Raw genomic sequence first — 18,674 nt, forward strand, 5'->3', positions numbered from 1 at the left:
CTATTCACCAAGAGCAGGCGACCTTGAACGGGCGCTGTCGTTAGAAACAGACACTAAAAGATCCATCCGGAGCACATCCATGAGTCAGGGCAAAGTTGTACAGATCATCGGCGCGGTCATCGACGTGGAATTCCCGCGCGATCAGGTGCCGCAGGTTTACGACGCGCTGAAGATCGACGGCACCGACATCACGCTGGAAGTCCAGCAGGTGCTGGGTGACGGTATCGTCCGCACGATCGCCCTCGGTTCGACCGACGGCCTCAAGCGCGGCCTCGAAGCCCGCAACACCGGCGAGAGCATCAAGGTGCCGGTCGGCAAGGCGACGCTCGGCCGCATCATGGACGTGCTCGGCAACCCCATCGACGAAGCCGGCCCGATCGGCGAGCAGGACCGCTGGGTCATCCATCGCGAAGCCCCGAGCTACGACGACCAGGCGGCCGCAGCCGACCTGCTGGAGACCGGCATCAAGGTCATCGACCTGATGTGCCCGTTCGCCAAGGGCGGCAAGGTCGGCCTGTTCGGCGGCGCCGGCGTGGGCAAGACCGTGAACATGATGGAGCTGATCAACAACATCGCCAAGGCGCACTCGGGTCTGTCCGTGTTCGCCGGCGTGGGTGAGCGTACCCGTGAGGGCAACGACTTCTACCACGAGATGAAGGACTCCAACGTGCTCGACAAGGTGGCCATGGTGTACGGCCAGATGAACGAGCCGCCGGGCAACCGCCTGCGCGTGGCGCTGACCGGCCTGACCATGGCCGAGTACTTCCGCGACGAGAAGGACGAGACCGGCAAGGGCAAGGACGTGCTGCTGTTCGTCGACAACATCTACCGCTACACGCTGGCCGGTACCGAAGTGTCCGCACTGCTCGGCCGCATGCCGTCGGCGGTGGGTTACCAGCCGACGCTGGCCGAGGAAATGGGCGTCCTGCAGGAGCGCATCACCTCGACCAAGACCGGTTCGATCACCTCGATCCAGGCCGTGTACGTGCCCGCGGACGACCTGACCGACCCGTCGCCGGCCACCACCTTCGCCCACCTGGATGCGACGGTGGTGCTGAGCCGTAACATCGCCTCGCTGGGTATCTACCCGGCCGTGGATCCGCTGGACTCCACCAGCCGCCAGCTCGATCCGAACGTGATCGGCGCCGAGCACTACGACGTGGCCCGTCGCGTGCAGGGCACGCTGCAGCGCTACAAGGAGCTCAAGGACATCATCGCGATCCTGGGCATGGACGAGCTGTCGGAAGACGACAAGCTGGCCGTGTCGCGCGCACGCAAGATCGAGCGCTTCTTCTCGCAGCCGTTCCACGTGGCCGAAGTGTTCACCGGCTCGCCGGGCAAGTACGTGGCGCTGAAGGAAACCATCCGCGGCTTCAAGATGATCGTGGACGGCGACGTGGACCACCTGCCGGAGCAGGCGTTCTACATGGTCGGCGGCATCGACGAGGCCATCAAGAAGGCCGAGGAAATGGGCGCCAAGAAGGCGGCCTGATCGGTGTGAGGCATCACGGTGAAGCGCGACGACCGCGCTTCACCCGCTCCATACAGCATCGTCTGCTTTTCACCGTACGCACCGGAATACCGTCATGAGTCATACCCTCCGTGTCGACATCGTCAGCGCCGAAGCCGAAATCTTTTCGGGCGAAGCGCAGCTGGTTGTCGCGACCGGCGAAATGGGTGAGCTGGGCATTGCGCCCCGCCATGCACCGCTGATCACCCGTCTGAAGGCCGGCCACGTCGACGTGGTGCTGGGCAACGGCGAGCGTCAGCAGTTCTGGATCTCCGGCGGCATCCTGGAAGTCCAGCCGCAGGTCGTCACCGTGCTGGCCGATACCGCCGCGCGCGCGTCCGACCTGGACGAAGTCGCGGCGCAGCGCGCCAAGCAGGAAGCCGAAGACGCCCTGGCCAACCGCACCGACGCGGTGGAGATCGCCGACGCGCAGGCCAAGCTGGCCCAGGCGCTCACGCAGCTCCAGGCGCTGGAGCGCATGCGCAAGACCCTCAAGCACTGACCGTCTGTGCGGGCGCCTTGGGCGCCCGTCGCAGCGATACGGAACGCCGGCCCTCGTGCCGGCGTTTTGTTTATGCTCGCGCCATGTCGCAAGTCAGCACCTCCACCGGGGTGACGCGTGCGCCTCGCTGGCGCTATGGACTGGCGCTGGCCCTTGGCGCCGGGTTGCTGGGCTGCGCCACGCCGCCGCCACACGCCGACCAGGCCGGGCCGGACGGCCGCATCGCGCACTATCCGCTCGCGCTGGGCCAGATCTTTACCGGCGGCGTGCCGCGTGACCGGCCTGCACCTGTCTACCCGCCCGAGCTGGTGGCCGCGCGGCTGCCACCGCAGTCGCTGGAGGCGCTGCTGGTTGTCGACACCCAGGGCAAGGTCCGCGAGGTGCGCATCGTGGACGAGAACGATGCACGCCAACGCCTGTTTGCCCGGGCGGTCCGCGAGGCCGTGCTGCAATGGACGTTCGAGCCCCTTCGCGCCAGTCGCTGGGCAGCCGATGTCAATGGCACGCCGCACGACGTCGACAGCGAGGCACAACCCTTTCGGGCGCGGTACGTGTTCCGTTTCGAGTGGACGCAAGGCGGGCCGGTGGTGAACATTGCCGCCTCGCCGGCAGTGCCTGTCCGTTAGCCCGCCCGGCCGCCGTGAAACGCCCGCGGCGCGCCATTCGGTCGCTGGTATGCTCCGCCGCTAGCCATGACAGGTCCCGCCATGATCAAGAATGCCCCCCTGCACGTCATTGTCCTCGCGGCCGGCGAAGGCAAGCGCATGAAGTCCAGGAAAGCCAAGGTGCTGATGCCGCTGGCCGGCCGCCCCTTGCTGGCGCATGTGCTGGAGGCCGCGCGGGCGCTGCAGCCGCAGGCGATCCACCTGGTCTACGGTCATTGCGGCGAGCAGGTGCGGGCGGCGTTCGAGGGACAGGCGGACTTGCGCTGGGTGCTGCAGTCGCAGCGTCTGGGTACGGGGCACGCGGTGCGCGAAGCGCTGCTCGACGTGCCCGATGATGCCACCGTGCTGGTGCTCTACGGCGACGTCCCGCTGACCCGCGCGCAGACCCTGCAGCGGCTGGTGCTGGCCGACGGCACGGTAAGCCTGCTGGCGACGCGCGTGGCCGAGCCGCAGGGTTATGGCCGCGTGCTGCGCGATGGCAACGGCTTCGTCCGCATGGTCGTCGAGGAGAAGGACGCCGACGACAGCCAGCGCGCCAACAACCTGATCAATACCGGCATCGTTGCCGCCGAAGCGGTGGCGCTGAAGCGCTGGACGGCCCGGCTGGACCGCAACAACGCCCAGGGCGAGTACTACCTCACCGATATCTTCGCCATGGCCGCCGACGAAAACCGCGCTGCCACCTGTGTCGAATGCGACGACGAAGTCGAGGCGGCCGGTGCCAACAACCCATGGCAGCTGGCCGAACTGGAAGCCCAATACCGTCTGCGCGCGGCCAGGGCGCTCGCGCTGGACGGCGTGCGCATGGCCGATCCCGCGCGCCTCGACGTGCGTGGCACGGTGAGCGCGGGCATGGACGTGGAGATCGATGTCGACGTGATTTTCGAGGGCCACGTGACGCTGGGCGATGACGTGCGCATCGGACCGTTCACGCGATTGAAGGACGTCAGCCTCGCCGCCGGCACGGTGGTGCAGCCGCATTGCGATCTCGAGGGCGTGGTCACGCATGGGCCGTGCACGATCGGTCCGTTCGCGCGCCTGCGTCCGGGCACCGAACTGGCCGCCGGCGTGCATATCGGCAACTTCGTCGAAACCAAGAAGGCGCAGCTTGGCGAAGGCAGCAAGGCCAATCACCTGAGCTATCTCGGCGATACCGTCATCGGTCGCGGCGTCAACATCGGCGCGGGCACCATCACCTGCAACTACGACGGCGTCAACAAGCACCTCACCAGCATTGGCGACGGGGCATTCATCGGTTCCAACACGGCGCTGGTGGCGCCGGTGACGATCGGCGCACAGGCCACCATCGGCGCCGGCTCGGTGATCGGCAAGGACGCGCCGGCCGGCGAGCTGACCCTGGCGCGCGCGCGCCAGGCCACCTTGCCGGGCTGGCACCGGCCGACCAAAAAATCTTAAGCTGGGCCCGCCCCCAGGCTTTCGCCGAAAGGGGGCAGGCGCCGGGCACGGCGATCCCTCCGTGGTACCCAAGGCTTGGTCGACCAGCAAAGGAGCGTGCCGTGCGGATACGGATGTCGGCAGCAGCAATCCTCGCCGCGATGGCCCTGCAGGGTTGCGTCGGTGACAAGCCGGTCGTGAATGCCGCCGCACAACGACAATTGCAGTCGCTGCAGCTGTTCAACGCGGACACCAGTCCGCGCTTCACCTTCTACCTGGCCTGCACCAGCGACACCGTCAACTGCGTCAACGTCAGGAACTGGTTCGAGCAGTGGGCGACCGACCGGCACGTTACCCTGCGCGGCGCGGAGCCGACCGATCCTTCCTTCCAGGATGGCCAGCCCTCGCGCGCCAGGGAGCAGGCCTTGCCTTACCGCCTGGCCGTCTACTACCAGCCCTGGATGAAACCCAGCTATACGGTCACCACGTTGACCAAGAACGGCGGTTCCTATCCGCCGCTACTGGGCTATACCGCGACGATCTATGTGTTCGACTCGGCGACCGGCAAGCTGTTGCAGGCAATGCCCGCCCGTGCGGAAAAAAGCGCCGATAAACGCAAGGGCGTGGCCAATCCCTATCTGCATGAGCAGGTCGACAGCTTCCTGGCCAGCCTCGATCCCGCTTACGCCAATCCCTAGGCGCCGCCGCGGGCGCCCTTCGCTTACGCGTAGCGCCAGCCGTCGATTTCCACCAGCAACTCCTGGCGGCAGATGTCGCCGTGCAGCAGCAGCACCGGAACGCCGGGCAGGCGCAGCTGCAGGAAGTCGTGCACGTGCGAGGCATCCACCGGGTGCCGCACGTAAGCCTTGAGCGGCGACTGCGTGTCGAAGCCGGCGTTCATGCCGGCGCTGGCCAGCAGGGCCTCGAGGTTGGTCAGGGTCTCCTCCAGCTGCGCGACCAGGTCGTCCTGGTGGGCCGAGGCGTGACCCACCACGGCGGCCGTGCCGGAGATCGCCAGCGCGTCCTGCGCCGGCAGCGCCATTGCGCGGGCGAAGCTGGGCGGCGTCCGGCCGTATTGGCGCGGATAACGCCAGGCGCTCACCTGGCGGGGATTCTCGACCCGCGTGCCGCGCTGGTCGCTGGCCAGCAGGTAGATCTGCTGTAGCGGTTCGGCCGCATGGTGGCCGATGGCCGTCGCGGCGGGAAAGCCATCGGCGAAGAACGCCCCCATGCCCACGGCGCGGCCGTCGCAAAACTGCTTGTAGCGCTCGTCGTCGCCGTCGCCCTGGTTGATGTCGGCGAGGTAGTTCCAGATGCGCTGCACGTGGCGCTCGCGGCGCGTGGCGAGGAATTCGCACAGCTGCGCGTAGGCTGCCGCGCCGGTGCCGTTCGGGCCGCCATGGTGGCGTTCGTCCAGTTCGATCGCGGCGAACAGCCAGCCGTCGCCGGCCGACCAGCGCAGGTCGCCGACGCGGCCGTGGGTCACCGGCCCTTGCACCTGCCAGATTTCCAGCGGCGCCGGCGCGTCGAAGCATTCCAGCTCCACGCCCAGCCAGCGCGGATCGGCGTTGCGAGTGGCGCCCGCGCCGAAGCCGAACACTGCCAGCGTGCCCGGCTCGGCCAGTACGGCGGCCGGATGGGCATAGCGGTAGGAGACCAGCGGCGCGCGCCGGGGCTCGGGCCCGGCGATGACTTTTTCAAAACCCTGAACCATGGGATCCAACAAGGGGGTATGAGGGCGCTATGTTACACTCGACGGCTGTCGCCTCTGGGGGAGAGGCGTACGTACCGGATATAGAACAGGCATGGCCGAGCAGACCACCGCACAACACGAACTGGCCACTTTGATCGTGGAAAGCCTCAACCTCGAAACGGTGACGGCCGACCAGATCGACCCGGATGCGCCGCTTTTCGGCGGAGATCTTGGCCTCGACTCCATTGATGCGCTGGAGATCGCGCTGGCCGTGTCCAAGCGCTATGGCTTCCAGCTGCGCTCGGACAACCCGGAAAACCGGCAGATCTTCACCAGCCTGCGCTCACTCTCCGACCACGTCGAGCGCCATCGCGCCGCGTAACGTTCATCAGGCATGCTGTAGTCGCACGGCAAGCTTTCGCCGCCGTCGTCCGTACGTCCAGCGAGCAGGCAGACCCAGACATGTCGCCCCATTCCGCCACCCACCCGAGAGCCCCGCTGAAGCGCTGGCTGCCGCTGCTGGTCTGCGCCTATCCGGTGCTGGCGATGGCCGGGGCGCTGACGCATCGCCAGGGCTTCTCGCTGGCGGCCTGTGGGCTGCTGCTGACCGTGCTGATGGCGCCCGCTCTGGTCACGCGTCGCCCGCTGGCTTGGGTCGTGTGGTCGCTGACCCTGGCGGGGATGGGCTGGCTGTGGGTGCATGGCATGGTCGGGCTGCTGCTCGAGTGCGTGCCCATTGCCATCAACGTATTGCTGGCCACCTTGTTCGGTCGCAGCCTGGTGTCGGGTTCCACGCCGCTGATCGCGCGCTTCATCGAGGCCGTGGAAGGCCCGGAGCGCCTGCAGATGCCGGGCCTGGCGCCCTATGCACGTCGGCTCACCTGGTTCTGGACCCTGCTGATGGCGACGCAGGCGCTGGTGCTGGCGGTGCTGCTGCTGTGCGCCGAACCCGGTGGCCTGCTCGGCTCGCTCGGCCTGGCCTCGCCATGGCCCGTGCCGGCCGGCCTGGCCCAGGCCTATGTGCATGTCGGCGGTTATGTGCTGATTACGGCGGCCTTCGTGCTGGAGAACCTGTTCCGGCGTTGGCATCTGCGCCACCTTTCGCACCCGCGCGTGCACGAACTGGCGCTCGGCATCGCGGCGCGCTGGCCGCAGCTGGTACGCGGCGAGGATCCCGCTTCGCCATGAGTGACGCCGCCTTTCATCGCGAGATCCACGTGGGCGCCGATCATCCGAGCCTGCCTGGTCATTTTCCCGGCGCGCCGCTGGTGCCGGGCGTGCTGTTGCTGGAGCAGGTGGCGGTGGCCTTGCGCGCGTGGCGCAACCAGCGCCTGGCACGCGTGCTGGAGGCGAAGTTCCTGGCGCCGCTGCTGCCGGACGAGCGTGCATCGCTGACGCTGACGGACGCCGCCGGGCGCCTGCGCTTCGAAGTGCGACGGGACGGCGAGCTGTTGGCGCGCGGCGTGATCGAGGGTGCCTCGTGAGCGAGCACTGGCAGGCCCGCCCGGAAGGCGGTGGGCATTTCGCGCTGTGGCTGATCCGCAGCATCGCCCTGGTGGGTGGGCGGCCCCTGGGGCGCCTGTGCCTCTACCCGATCACGCTGTATTTCTATTGGCGCCGCGGACCCGAGCGCCGCGCATCGCGCGCCTTCCTCGAGCGCGTGCTCGGGCAGCCGGTGACCCCGTGGCAGGTGATGAAGCACATCCATCGCTTTGCCGCGACCATCCTCGATCGCATCTTCCTGCTGGCGAAGGGCGAAAAGGGATTCGACATCACGGTGGAAGGACTGGACGAACTCGAGGCCTGCCTGGAGCAGGGGCGCGGCCTGTTGCTGCTGGGTTCGCACCAGGGCAGTTTCGAGGCGTTGCGGGCGATCAGCTCGCGTCGTCCGGACACCCGCCTGCGCGTCGTGCTGGACAAGCAGAAGACGCCGGCCCTGACCGAACTGCTGGAAGCGTTGGCACCGGATGTGGGCGCCAACGTGATCGATGCCTCGCTCGGTGGCGCCTCCATCACCCTGGCCATGGCCGAGGCCTGCGCGCAGGGTGAGATCGTGGCCTTGCTGGCCGATCGCGGCCGCGAGCATGAGGTGCTGCGTCGTACGACCTTCCTCGGCACGCCCGCACCGTTTCCGGTCGGGCCGTGGCTGCTGGCCCATTCGCTGCGCGTGCCGGTGATGTTGTGCTTCGGGCTTTACGAAGGCGCCAACCGTTACCGGCTGATCTTCGAGCCGTTCGCCGAACGCGTGGAAATTCCCCGGCACGACCGCGCGCACGGGCTGGATGCGTACATCGCCCGCTACGCCCATCGCGTGGAACACTACGTCCATGTGTCCCCCTACAACTGGTTCAACTTCTATGACTTCTGGCAGCAAGACGCTGGTGCTGTTGTGCAGCCTGATGCTGTCCCTGTGCGCGAGCGCGTCGGCGCCTGAAGACGCCGTCACCGCGCGCGCGCTGGTGACCTCGCTGGGTCGCCCCGCCCCTGCCCGCACGCCGTTTGCCGAAGCCCGCTTCCTCAAGGTGCTCGACCAACCGCTGGTCGTTTCCGGCGAGCTGGCCTGGCTGGGCGACGATCGGCTGGAGCGCCAGGTCGAGCACCCGAACCGCGAACTCTCGACCATCGCCAACGGCGAGGTGACGCAGCAGCGCGAAGGCCGCGACCCGCGCCGCTTCTCGCTCAAGCGCGCGCCGCAGCTGCAGATCCTGCTCGACAGTTTCGTCGCGCTGCTCGGCGGCGATTCCTCGCGACTGGAACAGGCCTTCACCGTGCAGCACACCGGCGATGACGCCAGGGGCTGGACGCTCACGCTGACGCCGCGCGATCCGAAGCTGGCCCATAGCGTCAGCCGCATAGAAATCCAGGGCCGTGGCAATGAGCCACGCTGCATGCGCATGCAGGAAGCCGACGGTGACCTGGCCGTGGACCTGCTGGGCGAGCTCGCCTCGAAAATGCCGGCGGTGCCCACGCGGGAAGCGCTGGCGGCACTCTGCCAGGGCGGCTGACGATGCGTCATGGCCGGCGGTTGGTCCTGCTGCTGCTCTGGCTGGCGGCGCTGGCCGCGCTCGGCGGGCTGGTGGCGCAGCGGCTTCGCGTCAGCACCGACCTGCGCAGCTTCATGCCCGCGCCCAGCACGCCCGACCAGCGCCTGCTGATGGAACAGGTCGGCGAAGGCCCGGGCTCGCGCCTGCTGCTGCTGGCCATCGACGGCGCTGCCGACGAGCAGCTCGCCACACTCAGCCAGCAACTGGCCAGCGCCCTGCGCAAGGACGACCACTACAACCAGGTGATCAACGGCAGCTTCGACCTGGGTGCGCTCGACGAACACCTGTTGCCTTATCGCTACCTGCTGTCGCCTACGCTCGATACGCAGCGCATGGACGCGGCCTTCCTGCGCGACGAACTGGAGCAACGGCTGGAGGACCTGTCCTCGCCCGCCGCCAGCCTGCTCAAGGGCCTGCTGCCGCGCGACCCGACGCTGGAAGTGCTGAAGCTGGCCGAACGCTGGACGCCACCGAAGTCACCCGAACTACGCGACGGCGTCTGGTTCTCGAACCAGCACGAAGCGCTGCTGCTGGTGCAGACCCGTGCGGCGGGGTTCGACCCGGACGCGCAGGCCGTCGCCATCGACGGCATCCGCAAGGCGTTCGACGCCTTGCCCGCTCATGCGCACGCGCGCCTGACGCTGAGTGGTCCAGGCTACTTCAGCGTGGTAGTGAACGCGCAGACGCGCGGGCAGGCCGAATGGATCGGCCGCGTCTCCACGGTCGGGTTCATCCTGCTGCTGTTGCTGGCCTATCGCAGCGTGGGTTCGTTGCTGCTGTCGGCCTTGCCCATCGCCAGCGCCGCGCTCGCCGGCATTGCCGCGCTGGTGCTGCTGTTCCCGCAGGTGCATGGCATCACGCTGGCATTCGGCTTTACCTTGCTGGGCGTGGCGCAGGAGTACCCGATCCGCGTGCTCAGCCATCGCCGGGCCGGCGAGGACGCCGTGCAAAGCGTGCGCGACCTGTGGCCGCTGTTGCTCACCGCCATCGCCTCGGCCTGCATCGCGTACATGGCCTTTTATGCGTCGGGCGTAAACGGACTTCGCCAGCTCGCGGTGTTTACCGTGACCGGCCTGCTGGTCGCCGGGTTCAGCACACGCTACCTGCTGCCATACCTGTTGCCGGCGCGCGTGCACGACGTGGCGCAGATGCGCTGGCTGATCGCCGCGCGTCGCATCGTCGATGCCTTGCCGCGACCCCGCTGGCTGCCGTGGGTGGTGGCGCTGGCTGCGGCCTTGATGCTGGCGTGGGCGCCGGCGCCGTTCTGGCAGAACGACCTGGCGGCGCTGACGCCGCTCCCGCAAGACCTGCTGCTGCGCGATGCACGCCTGCGCGAGGCCCTCGGTGCGCCCGATGTGCGCTACCTGTTGATCCTCGACGCGGCGGACGAACAGGGCGTGCTCGCCTTGTCCGAGCGCCTGCAGCCGGCCGTTGATGCACTGATCGCGCGTCACGCGCTGGATGCGGTGGAACTGCCCTCGCGCTACCTGCCCAGCGAAGCCGTGCAACGCGCGCGCCAGCAGCAGTTGCCCGGCCGCGAGGCGCTGCAGCAAATGCTGGACGAAGCAGAACGGGGCATGCCATTCCAGCCCAGGCTGTTCGCGCCGTTCGTCGACGACGTGCAGACGGCGCGCGAACTGCCGTTGCTGACCCCCGCGACGTTCGCGACGTCGCCCCTGGGTCAACGCCTGTCCGCCATGCTGGTGCATCGCGGTGACCGCTGGCTGGGGCTGGGCACGCTGAGCGGCGTGCACGATGTGGCCGCGCTGCAGGCATTGGCACGTGACAGCCACGGCAGCGTGCGCCTGCTGGACCTGAAGGATGCCGCCGAATCGCTGGTGGTGGACTATCGCACGCGCATCCTGCAGGCGTTGGCGGCAGCCACCGTGCTGCTGGTGCTGGCGATCACCTTCGCCCTGCGCAGCCTGCGGCGTGCCTGGCACGTGCTGGCGCCGATGACGCTGGCGACCTTCCTCGTGCTGGCGGTCGAGCGCGCCTCCGGAGTGGAGATTTCCCTGTTCCACCTGGTGGCGCTGATCCTCGCCGCGGGGCTGGGCCTGCACTACGCGCTGTTCTTCGAGCGCGATACCGGCGATCCGGCCGAGCAGCGGCGTACGCTGCACGCCACGCTGGTGTGCGTGCTGTCTGCGCTGCTGGTGTTCGGCATGCTCGCGTGGAGCTCCATTCCCGTGCTGCGCGCCATCGGGCTCACCGTGAGCCTTGGCGTGGCCTTCCATTTCTGTCTCTCGATCCTGATGGCACCGCATGCTCGCCAAGACTGACTGGGCGCACCTGATTCCCCACCAGGGCGCGATGTGCCTGCTCGATGTCGTGCTCGCGTGGGACGAAACCACGCTGCACGCGACCAGCGCCGGACACGCGCGCGCCGATCACCCGCTGCGCGGCCCGGATGGTTTGCACGCCGTGCACCTGGCCGAGTACGGTGCTCAGGCGATGGCGCTGCATGGCGCCCTGCTGGCACGTCGCCGCGGCATCGAGGCAGCGCGCCCGGGGCGACTGGTGAGCCTGCGTGACCTCGTGCTCGCACAGGAATACATCGATGCCCTGGAAGGCGAGCTGGATGTCCATGCGCAGTGCCTGTACGCCGACCATGCGGGCGCGCAGTATGCGTTTCGTGTCGAGCATCGTGGCCAGGTGATCGCCAGTGGCCGCGCCGCGGTGATCCATCCCGACGTCTGAATCAAACGAGGTGTCCATGTCACAAGCCAGCCTCCCGCGCCGCGCCCTCGTGACCGGCGGTAGCGGCGATCTCGGTGGCGCCATCTGCCAGGCGCTGGCCAGCGGGGGTTACCACGTGATCGTGCACGCCAACACCGCGCTGGCCCGCGCGGACGACGTGGCGGCGGCCATCCGCGACGAAGGTGGCAGCGCGCAGGCCGTCGCATTCGACCTCACCGACGGCGCGGCGACCCGGCACGCCATCGAGGCACTGCTGTCCGACGGCACCATTCACGCGGTCGTCAACAACGCGGGCGTGCACGAGGATGCGCCCTTGGCCGGCATGTCCGAAGAGGCCTGGCGGCGCGTGATCGACGTCTCGCTGCACGGCTTCTTCCATGTGACCCAGCCCTTGCTGCTGCCGATGGCACGCGCGCGTTTCGGTCGCGTCGTTTCGGTCAGTTCGGTGGCGGCGCAACTGGGCAATCGCGGGCAGGCAAACTATGCGGCGGCCAAGGCCGCCCTGCACGGCGCCACGCGTTCGCTCGCGCGGGAGATGGCCTCGCGCGGCATCACCGCCAACGTGGTGGCCCCCGGCGTCATCGAGGGTCGCATGATCGGCGCGGACTTTCCGCCCGAACGCATTCGCGACATGGTGCCGGCGCAGCGTGCGGGCCGTCCCGAAGAAGTGGCCGCGCTGGTCGCCTTCCTGTGTTCGGACGCGGCCAGCTACATCAACGGCCAGGTGATCGGTGTCAACGGCGGCATGGCCTAGCCAGCCGCCGTTGACGGGCCGTCGGGCTCAGGTTACCGCGGTGTCGTACACGATCGGCTGCGAGGCGCGCGAACGTCGATAACTGGCGAAGATGTCGCCATGACGGAGGATCTGGCCGATCGTGTACACGGTGATGCGCGAGACGTCGCGCACCGGGCTGAAATGGCTGATGCGAAACTCGCCGTGATAGCGCGAGGCAATCGGCACCGAGGCGACGCCCAGGCCCTTCTCGCGCGACGCGGCAATCAGGATGGCTGCCTCGAAGACGAAGTTCTCGGCCGGCAAGTCGACCAGGTCGAGCGCGGCGCGCGGATACCAGCGCTGCCCGCTCTGCGTGTCGGCCACCGGCTGCGCACAGGCCCACGAAATGCCCCAGTCGGCCACGTTGTTGGCGCGACGACGGCCCTTGGGCTGCTGGTCGCGATCAAGCAGGCGGGCGCCGATCACGATGTGCCTGGGATAGCGCTGGGCCGCGGCCACGATGCGCGGAATATCGCTGGCCAGATGCTGGCCGTCGCCGTCCATGGTCAGCACGGCGTCGTAGCCCTGGCGCAGGGCCTCGCGGAAACCCGTGCGCAGGCCTTCGCCCTTGCCGCGTCGTTGCTGGTGACGCAGCAGCGTCACCGGCAGGGCGCCGACGATCTCGGGCGTGCGATCGTCCGAGCCGTCATCCACGACGATCACCGGCACACCCAGTTCGAGCACCGACTGGACCACCTTCCCGATCGCAGCCTCTTCGTTGAGGCAGGGAATCAGGACGCACCAGCGGACATCGGATGTATTCAAGCGCGCCTCTCCATGACAACGTGTAACGCCAGGGTTTCCGCCGCGGCGAGCGTGCAGCTGCCCTCGCCCTGGGCAAGATATTGCAACAGCGGCCACGCGGACGCAGCGGTGGGGTTCGCCTCGTGCCAGGCGCCCGCCGGGGGCGCCGGGCGCAGCCATTGGCCGGCATGGGGTGACAGCGTCAGGTCCAGCGTCGCCAGGCAGTGATCACCGGCCTGCGGCGCCAGCACCATGGCGCAGCCAAAGGTGTCGCGCGAGGCGCTCATTTCGCGCAACGGGCCACTGCCGGCAATGTCGCTGCACACCAGCAGCACGGGGCGCTGCTCGGTGAGGCAGAGCGTCGCTGCCTCCAGCAGGCCGGCACCGAAGCTGGCGTGGCCGGCGCTGATGGCGCTGGACGCCGCATGGCAACCGGTGGCGATGGTCCAGTAGCCGGCCGGGGCGTTGTGCACGGAATTGTGGAAGCGCGTGGGCGAGAGCTCTGCCGGGGCCTGCGCGAGCGTCGCGCACATGTAATCGGAAATCTGCTGGTCGCCGTAGGTCGAGCTGAAGACGCAGAGCAGCTCGCTGGCGGCCCGGCCGCTCATCGCCACCGCCTGCCCGGCCACTTCGACGGCCAGCAGCACGGTCTCCGGTGCGCGGCGCCGTTCGTTGGCGGGCAGTGCGGTCGCCGGCGGACGCGCGGGCGGTGGCGCCGGCTCGGCGCCTTGCATGTGCGCCTGCAGCGCGGCGAAATCGCCCAGTGCCGCCGACCACAGGCCGACGCCTTCCACATGGACTTTCAGCGTGGTCATGCCGGCGCCCTGCCGAACGCCAGGCAGGCATTGTTGCCGCCGAAGCCGAATGAATTGCTGAGCGCCACGTCGATCCGGCGCTGCTCGTTGGCGAAGGCGAACTGCGGCCCGCAGGCCTTGTCCGGTGTCGTGCAGCCGAGATTGCCCGGCACCAGCCCGCGCTCGATCGACAGCAGCGCGAACACCGCTTCGACAATGCCGGCGGCACCCAGGGTGTGGCCGGTGAAACCCTTGGTCGAACTGGCCCGCGTGGTGGCCGGGAACGCGCGTGCGATGAGCGCGGCCTCGACCTCGTCGTTCTTCTGGCTGGCGGTGCCGTGCAGGTTGATGTAGTCGACCTGTTCGGCACGCAGCCCGGCGCGGGCCAGGGCGTCGCGCAGGGCGAGCTCCGCGCCCAGGCCAGCCGGGTGCGGCGTGGACATGTGGTGGGCGTCGCTGGACTCGCCATAACCGAGCAGGCGCGGTGCCTGGGGCGCGGCGTCGGCACGTTCGAGCAGCGCGAAACCCGCCGCCTCGCCGATGGAAATACCGCGCCGCGCCACGTCGAAGGGGCGGCAGGGTTCCGGCGACACCAGTTCCAGCGCGTTGAAGCCGAACAGCACGCTGTCGCACAGGGTGTCCACCCCGCCCACGACCGCCGCGTCGGCCAGACCCAGCCGCAGCAGGCGCTCGGCACTGGCAAACACCTTGGCGCTGGACGAGCAGGCGGTGGATACGGTGAGGCAGGGTCCTTCGAGGCCCAGGGCCTCGGCGACGAAGCCGGCCAGCGAATGGGGCGCGTGGATCAGCGGCCGGCGCAGGTCGGCCGGCATGCGGCCGTCGGCGTCGAGCCGGCGATAGGCTTCCTCGGTGGCGCCGATGCTGGCGGTGGAAGTGCCCAGCACCAGCGCCACGCGCGCGGCGCCGTAGCGCTGGCGGGCGTCCAGTGCGTGCTCCAGGAAGCGGTCCTGGTGCAGGCCCAGCCAGGCCAGCCGGTTGTTGCGACATTCCCACGTCGCATGGGCGGCCGGCAGCGGCGTGTCTTCCACGCCATCGACGCGACCGATCCAGCAGTCGAGCGGTGCGCTGCTGAAGTCGTTCGGGCGAAGCCCGCCGTGGCGGGCGGATAGGGCGGCAAACTGGCTTTCGAGACCATGGCCGAGCGCCGAAGTGGCCGTGAAGGCGCTGACGGCGAGGGGTTGGATCGGTACTGACATCGCGCGAGCCTAACCAGCGACCGCCGCATTGCCTAGTCTGGACAAATCGCGGTCGGGCGGGCATTCATGTTCGGCCGACGCGGCCTCGCCCACGATTGCGCTTCCTGCCGCCGCTGCGCACACTCCCCCTTCCGGTTCGCTGACGCCCTGCCCTGTCGTGACGCCGTTTATTGCCCAGCTCAAACGCGGACCCTGGCGCTACCTGAGCGACCGGGACGTGCTGCATGCGGCCGTGGTCACGCTGGCGGCGCTGGTGCTGAGCCTGGGCCTGGTCTGGGTCGGTTATCTCATCCATGTCTGGCGGATCGCCGCCCGCAGTCCACTGACGCTACCGCAGCCGATGACGGTCCTGGTATTCGGCCGGCGCTTGGTGTGTGACAAGCCGGAGGCCGACTACCAGCAGCGGCTGGGACGGGCACTGGCCCTGATGCGCGCCGAGCAGACCGACCACGTGCTGCTGCTGGGCGGGCGTAGTGGCGGGCAGGTCAGCGAGGCAGCCGCCGGCCGTGACTGGCTGCTCGGCCATGAACTGCCGCCCGGGGTGACGTTGCGCCTGGAGCAGGCGTCGGTCGATTCGCTGGAGAACCTCCGCCACGCCCGCAGCCTGCTGCAGGAAGACGGCCCGGTGACGCGCGTGCTGCCGCCGGTGGCACTGGTGACCAGTCGCTACCACCTTGCCCGCTGCCTGTTGCTGGCCAGGAGGCTGGGCTTTGACAGTGTGCCCGTGGCGGCCGAGCCGGCGCTGGTGCTCAGCCGCCGCTATCTGGGTCGGTTGCTGGTGGAGTCGGGTTACCTGATGTGGATCGACCTCGGCGTGCGCTGGGGGCAGTTGATCGGCCACCGCCGCATCGTGGCGCGCATGAGCTAGCGGTCCGCCGGCGCCGCGACGCCCGACCGCATCGGCCGGGTCGACGGCGCTTGCTAAGCTTGCCGGGCTTCCACCACGACCACGGGCACGCGATGAGTCAACAAGCCGATCTTGCCGAAGGCTTCCTGCGCGAGCTGCAGGACCGCATTTGTGCGGCCGTCGAGCAGCTCGACGGCAAGGCCCGTTTCGAGGAGGACGCCTGGACACGCCCCGCGGGCGGCGGCGGGCGCACGCGCGTGCTGCGCGATGGCGCGCTGTTCGAGCAGGCCGGGGTGAATTTCTCGCGTGTTTACGGGCACCAGCTGCCGCCCAGCGCCACCGCGCATCGACCGGATCTTGCCGGCGGCAGTTTCGTGGCCACCGGCGTGTCGCTGGTGCTGCATCCGCGCAACCCGCACGTACCGACCACCCACGCCAACGTGCGCTACTTCGAGGCCAGCAAGGAAGGCGTCGATCCGGTGTGGTGGTTCGGTGGCGGGTTCGACCTCACGCCGTTCTATCCGCACGATGAGGACGTCACGCACTGGCACACGGTGGCGCGCGACCTGTGCGCGCCGTATGGCGAGAACGTGTACGCGCGCTACAAGCAGTGGTGCGACGAGTATTTCTATCTCAAGCACCGCGGCGAGACGCGCGGCGTCGGCGGGCTGTTCTACGACGATCTCAACGAAGGCGGCTTCGAGCGCTGCTTTGCCTTCACGCGCGACGTGGGCCAGGGCTTCCTCGATGCCTACCTGCCGATCGTCCAGCGCCGCCGGGACACGCCGTGGGGCGAGCGCGAACGCGAATTCCAGCTCTATCGCCGTGGCCGCTACGTGGAGTTCAACCTGGTCTACGACCGCGGCACGCTGTTTGGCCTGCAGTCGGGCGGCCGCACCGAATCGATCCTGATGAGCCTGCCGCCGCGCGTGCGTTTTGAGTACGCGTACGAGCCCGAAGCGGGCTCGGCCGAGGCGCGGCTTGCCGATTACCTCAAGCCGCGCGACTGGGTGTGAGGGCAGGAGTGCGTAGAGAGAAGTGAGTGGTGGGGGAGCAGCGATGTCCCGCTTTTCCTTGCTCTACTCACTCCTCACTGCTCGCTCCTTGCTCGTTACTGGGTCGGCGCATCGCCGCTGAACTTCACCGGCGTAGCGCCCTTCACGGCACCGATCTGCGCGGTGTCGCTGACCTGCAGCACCACCTCGCGACGGAACTCCAGCGTGCCCTGCACCACGGCGTGGGGACCGATCACGACATGCGGCGGATGGCTGTTGCTCCAGTTGAACCAGCCGCCCGGCTTGTCGACCAGGATGCCGCCTTCCACGCGCGAGTTGGCGCCCACGTTGATGTCGCCGCTCACCGTCTGGATGCCGCCGGCCACGTGTGCACCGTCCAGCGAGATGGAGCCGTTGACGTTGCCGACCTTGCCGGCCACGTCCGCGCCCCTGGCCAGGCGGATGGCGCCATTGGTGGTGTCGACCGCGCCGCTGATGCGGCCGCTCGAGCCCAGCGTCACCGAGCCGTTGACGGTGTCGACGGCGGTGGCCTGGGCGCGGTCGCCCATCTCCACCGAACCGTTCACCGTGCTGGCCTTCTGCACCACGGCGTTGTCGCCGATATGCACCGCGCCATTGACGGTGCTGACATTGCCGGCGCGCTGGCCGGCGTCGACGTGCACACTGCCGTTGACCTTGTCGATATCGTTGTCCGCCGCCAGCGTGGTCAGCGGGAGGGCCAGGGCGAGGCCCAGCGTAAGCAGGTTGAAGCGCATGACGAACTCCGTGTAAGGGTTGACCCCCGGTAGGATGCTCCGGCGCGCCGCCGGGTTTAGCATGACCAATGACAGGGGCGCCCAGCCCGCGCCATTTGACGGGCCCGGGGCCGGGCCTCACCATTTCAGGTTTCCCGCCGCGAATCCCTGCCATGTACAAGCTCGTACTCATCCGTCACGGCCAGTCCCAGTGGAACCTCGACAACCGCTTCAGCGGCTGGGCCGACGTGGATCTCACCGACCAGGGCGTGGCCGAGGCCGCCGAGGCGGGTCGCCTGCTCAAGGCCGAAGGCTACACCTTCGACGTCGCGCACACCTCGGTGCTAAAGCGCGCGGTCCGCACCCTGTGGGGCGTGCAGGACGCCATGGGGCTGATGTGGATTCCGGTGGTCACCGACTGGCGTCTCAACGAACGCCACTACGGTGCCCTCACCGGTCTCAACAAGGCCGAAACGGCGGCCCGGTACGGCGAGGACCAGGTCAAGGTGTGGCGCCGCAGCTATGACATCCCGCCGCCGCCGCTCGACCGCGCCGCCAATGAATCGGTGACCGATCCGCGCTATGCGCTGCTCGACCCGGCGCTCATTCCCGACACCGAGTGCCTCAAGGACACGGTGGCGCGCGTGATGCCGTACTGGCACGACGTGCTGGCGCCGGCCATCCGCGACGGCCAGCGCGTGGTGGTGGCCGCGCACGGCAACTCGCTGCGCGCGCTGGTGAAGTACCTGGACCATATGTCCGACGAGGAGATCGTCGAGCTGAACATCCCCAACGGCGTGCCGCTGGTGTACGAGTTCGACGCCGACCTCAAGCCGCTGCGCCATTACTACCTGGGCGATGCGGCGGCCATCGCCGCAAAAATGGCCGCCGTGGCCAACCAGGGCAAGGCCAGGTAAGTCTGCTTCCACGCAGCGCGGGTGACAGGCGTCACCCGCGACGGCTGCGCGGCGTCAGTCGCCGGCGTGCGCAGGTCCCGATAAGCTGCAGGCTTCATCCCTGGCGAGTGATGGCCGATGG

21 protein-coding genes are annotated in these 18,674 nt (G+C 68.6%); 16 read left to right on the forward strand and 5 right to left on the reverse strand.

What is annotated here, in order from left to right:
- The first annotated feature begins 79 nt into the window (after nt 1–79).
- The 5 genes from atpD (at nt 80) to ACXU4B_RS15570 (ending at nt 4,770) form a co-directional block, all read left to right on the forward strand.
- Nucleotides 80–1,492, forward strand: a complete 1,413-nt coding sequence (atpD, locus tag ACXU4B_RS15550) for a F0F1 ATP synthase subunit beta (RefSeq protein WP_131410856.1) — start codon at nt 80–82, stop codon at nt 1,490–1,492.
- A 94-nt stretch (nt 1,493–1,586) separates the two neighbouring features.
- Entirely contained in the window at nt 1,587–2,012 is a 426-nt protein-coding gene (locus tag ACXU4B_RS15555; RefSeq protein WP_131410854.1) for a F0F1 ATP synthase subunit epsilon, read from the forward strand.
- A gap of 83 nt (nt 2,013–2,095) precedes the next feature.
- Nucleotides 2,096–2,638, forward strand: coding sequence for an energy transducer TonB (locus ACXU4B_RS15560; RefSeq protein ID WP_240734108.1), 543 nt, complete (start codon nt 2,096–2,098; stop codon nt 2,636–2,638).
- Between the two features lie 84 nt (nt 2,639–2,722).
- On the forward strand, nt 2,723–4,093 hold the full coding sequence (gene glmU / locus ACXU4B_RS15565) for a bifunctional UDP-N-acetylglucosamine diphosphorylase/glucosamine-1-phosphate N-acetyltransferase GlmU (RefSeq protein ID WP_131411349.1): 1,371 nt from the start codon (nt 2,723–2,725) through the stop codon (nt 4,091–4,093).
- Between the two features lie 113 nt (nt 4,094–4,206).
- Nucleotides 4,207–4,770: a hypothetical protein gene (locus ACXU4B_RS15570; RefSeq protein ID WP_131410852.1), complete on the forward strand. Its 564-nt coding sequence runs from the start codon at nt 4,207–4,209 to the stop codon at nt 4,768–4,770.
- A 23-nt stretch (nt 4,771–4,793) separates the two neighbouring features.
- Here ACXU4B_RS15570 and ACXU4B_RS15575 read toward each other — a convergent pair whose 3' ends face one another.
- Nucleotides 4,794–5,786: a chorismate transformation enzyme, FkbO/Hyg5 family gene (locus tag ACXU4B_RS15575; protein ID WP_131410850.1), complete on the reverse strand. Its 993-nt coding sequence runs from the start codon at nt 5,784–5,786 to the stop codon at nt 4,794–4,796.
- A 91-nt stretch (nt 5,787–5,877) separates the two neighbouring features.
- Between ACXU4B_RS15575 and ACXU4B_RS15580 the strand changes: the two genes are divergently transcribed.
- From ACXU4B_RS15580 to fabG, 8 genes are all read left to right on the forward strand, one after another.
- On the forward strand, nt 5,878–6,147 hold the full coding sequence (locus ACXU4B_RS15580) for a phosphopantetheine-binding protein (RefSeq protein ID WP_131410848.1): 270 nt from the start codon (nt 5,878–5,880) through the stop codon (nt 6,145–6,147).
- A gap of 80 nt (nt 6,148–6,227) precedes the next feature.
- A complete protein-coding gene (locus tag ACXU4B_RS15585) occupies nt 6,228–6,953 on the forward strand; it encodes a COG4648 family protein (protein WP_131410846.1) in 726 nt (241 codons plus the stop codon).
- Nucleotides 6,950–7,249 (forward strand): hydroxymyristoyl-ACP dehydratase, encoded by a 300-nt coding sequence (locus ACXU4B_RS15590; protein WP_131410844.1) that lies wholly within the window; start codon nt 6,950–6,952, stop codon nt 7,247–7,249. Before ACXU4B_RS15585 ends, ACXU4B_RS15590 begins: the two co-directional genes overlap by 4 nt.
- The gene (locus ACXU4B_RS15595; RefSeq protein ID WP_131410842.1) at nt 7,246–8,199 is read left to right on the forward strand and encodes an LpxL/LpxP family acyltransferase; all 954 of its coding nucleotides are present in this window, start codon (nt 7,246–7,248) and stop codon (nt 8,197–8,199) included. The genes ACXU4B_RS15590 and ACXU4B_RS15595 overlap by 4 nt, the downstream gene beginning before the upstream one ends.
- Nucleotides 8,123–8,770, forward strand: a complete 648-nt coding sequence (locus ACXU4B_RS15600; protein ID WP_240734107.1) for an outer membrane lipoprotein carrier protein LolA — start codon at nt 8,123–8,125, stop codon at nt 8,768–8,770. Before ACXU4B_RS15595 ends, ACXU4B_RS15600 begins: the two co-directional genes overlap by 77 nt.
- Before the next feature lie 2 nt (nt 8,771–8,772).
- The gene (locus tag ACXU4B_RS15605) at nt 8,773–11,091 is read left to right on the forward strand and encodes an MMPL family transporter (RefSeq protein ID WP_131410840.1); all 2,319 of its coding nucleotides are present in this window, start codon (nt 8,773–8,775) and stop codon (nt 11,089–11,091) included.
- Nucleotides 11,075–11,509, forward strand: a complete 435-nt coding sequence (locus ACXU4B_RS15610; protein ID WP_131410838.1) for a phosphotransferase — start codon at nt 11,075–11,077, stop codon at nt 11,507–11,509. Before ACXU4B_RS15605 ends, ACXU4B_RS15610 begins: the two co-directional genes overlap by 17 nt.
- Nucleotides 11,510–11,525: 16 nt before the next feature.
- Complete coding sequence (gene fabG / locus ACXU4B_RS15615) at nt 11,526–12,263, forward strand: 3-oxoacyl-ACP reductase FabG (protein WP_131410836.1); 738 nt, start codon at nt 11,526–11,528, stop codon at nt 12,261–12,263.
- Nucleotides 12,264–12,290: 27 nt separating this feature from the next.
- Here fabG and ACXU4B_RS15620 read toward each other — a convergent pair whose 3' ends face one another.
- The 3 genes from ACXU4B_RS15620 to ACXU4B_RS15630 are packed head-to-tail and all read right to left on the reverse strand — an operon-like array spanning nt 12,291 to nt 15,039.
- A complete protein-coding gene (locus tag ACXU4B_RS15620; RefSeq protein WP_131410834.1) occupies nt 12,291–13,049 on the reverse strand; it encodes a glycosyltransferase family 2 protein in 759 nt (252 codons plus the stop codon).
- On the reverse strand, nt 13,046–13,843 hold the full coding sequence (locus ACXU4B_RS15625; protein ID WP_131410832.1) for a beta-ketoacyl synthase chain length factor: 798 nt from the start codon (nt 13,841–13,843) through the stop codon (nt 13,046–13,048). The genes ACXU4B_RS15620 and ACXU4B_RS15625 overlap by 4 nt, the downstream gene beginning before the upstream one ends.
- Nucleotides 13,840–15,039, reverse strand: a complete 1,200-nt coding sequence (locus tag ACXU4B_RS15630) for a beta-ketoacyl-[acyl-carrier-protein] synthase family protein (protein ID WP_205746579.1) — start codon at nt 15,037–15,039, stop codon at nt 13,840–13,842. The genes ACXU4B_RS15625 and ACXU4B_RS15630 overlap by 4 nt, the downstream gene beginning before the upstream one ends.
- Nucleotides 15,040–15,196: 157 nt before the next feature.
- Here ACXU4B_RS15630 and ACXU4B_RS15635 point away from each other — a divergent pair, with 157 nt between their 5' ends.
- Together ACXU4B_RS15635 and hemF are read left to right on the forward strand one after the other, a co-directional pair.
- Nucleotides 15,197–15,907 carry a YdcF family protein gene (locus ACXU4B_RS15635; protein ID WP_240734106.1) on the forward strand — a complete coding sequence of 237 codons (711 nt, stop codon included), beginning with the start codon at nt 15,197–15,199 and terminating at the stop codon, nt 15,905–15,907.
- Nucleotides 15,908–15,999: 92 nt separating this feature from the next.
- Nucleotides 16,000–16,902 (forward strand): oxygen-dependent coproporphyrinogen oxidase, encoded by a 903-nt coding sequence (hemF, locus tag ACXU4B_RS15640; RefSeq protein WP_131410830.1) that lies wholly within the window; start codon nt 16,000–16,002, stop codon nt 16,900–16,902.
- A 95-nt stretch (nt 16,903–16,997) separates the two neighbouring features.
- Here the strand turns inward: hemF and ACXU4B_RS15645 are convergent, their stop codons facing one another.
- On the reverse strand, nt 16,998–17,657 hold the full coding sequence (locus ACXU4B_RS15645; RefSeq protein ID WP_131410829.1) for a DUF4097 family beta strand repeat-containing protein: 660 nt from the start codon (nt 17,655–17,657) through the stop codon (nt 16,998–17,000).
- Nucleotides 17,658–17,809: 152 nt separating this feature from the next.
- Here ACXU4B_RS15645 and gpmA point away from each other — a divergent pair, with 152 nt between their 5' ends.
- A complete protein-coding gene (gene gpmA, locus ACXU4B_RS15650) occupies nt 17,810–18,553 on the forward strand; it encodes a 2,3-diphosphoglycerate-dependent phosphoglycerate mutase (protein ID WP_131410827.1) in 744 nt (247 codons plus the stop codon).
- Nucleotides 18,554–18,674 lie beyond the last annotated feature (121 nt).

The organism is Dyella soli, assembly GCF_054482295.1.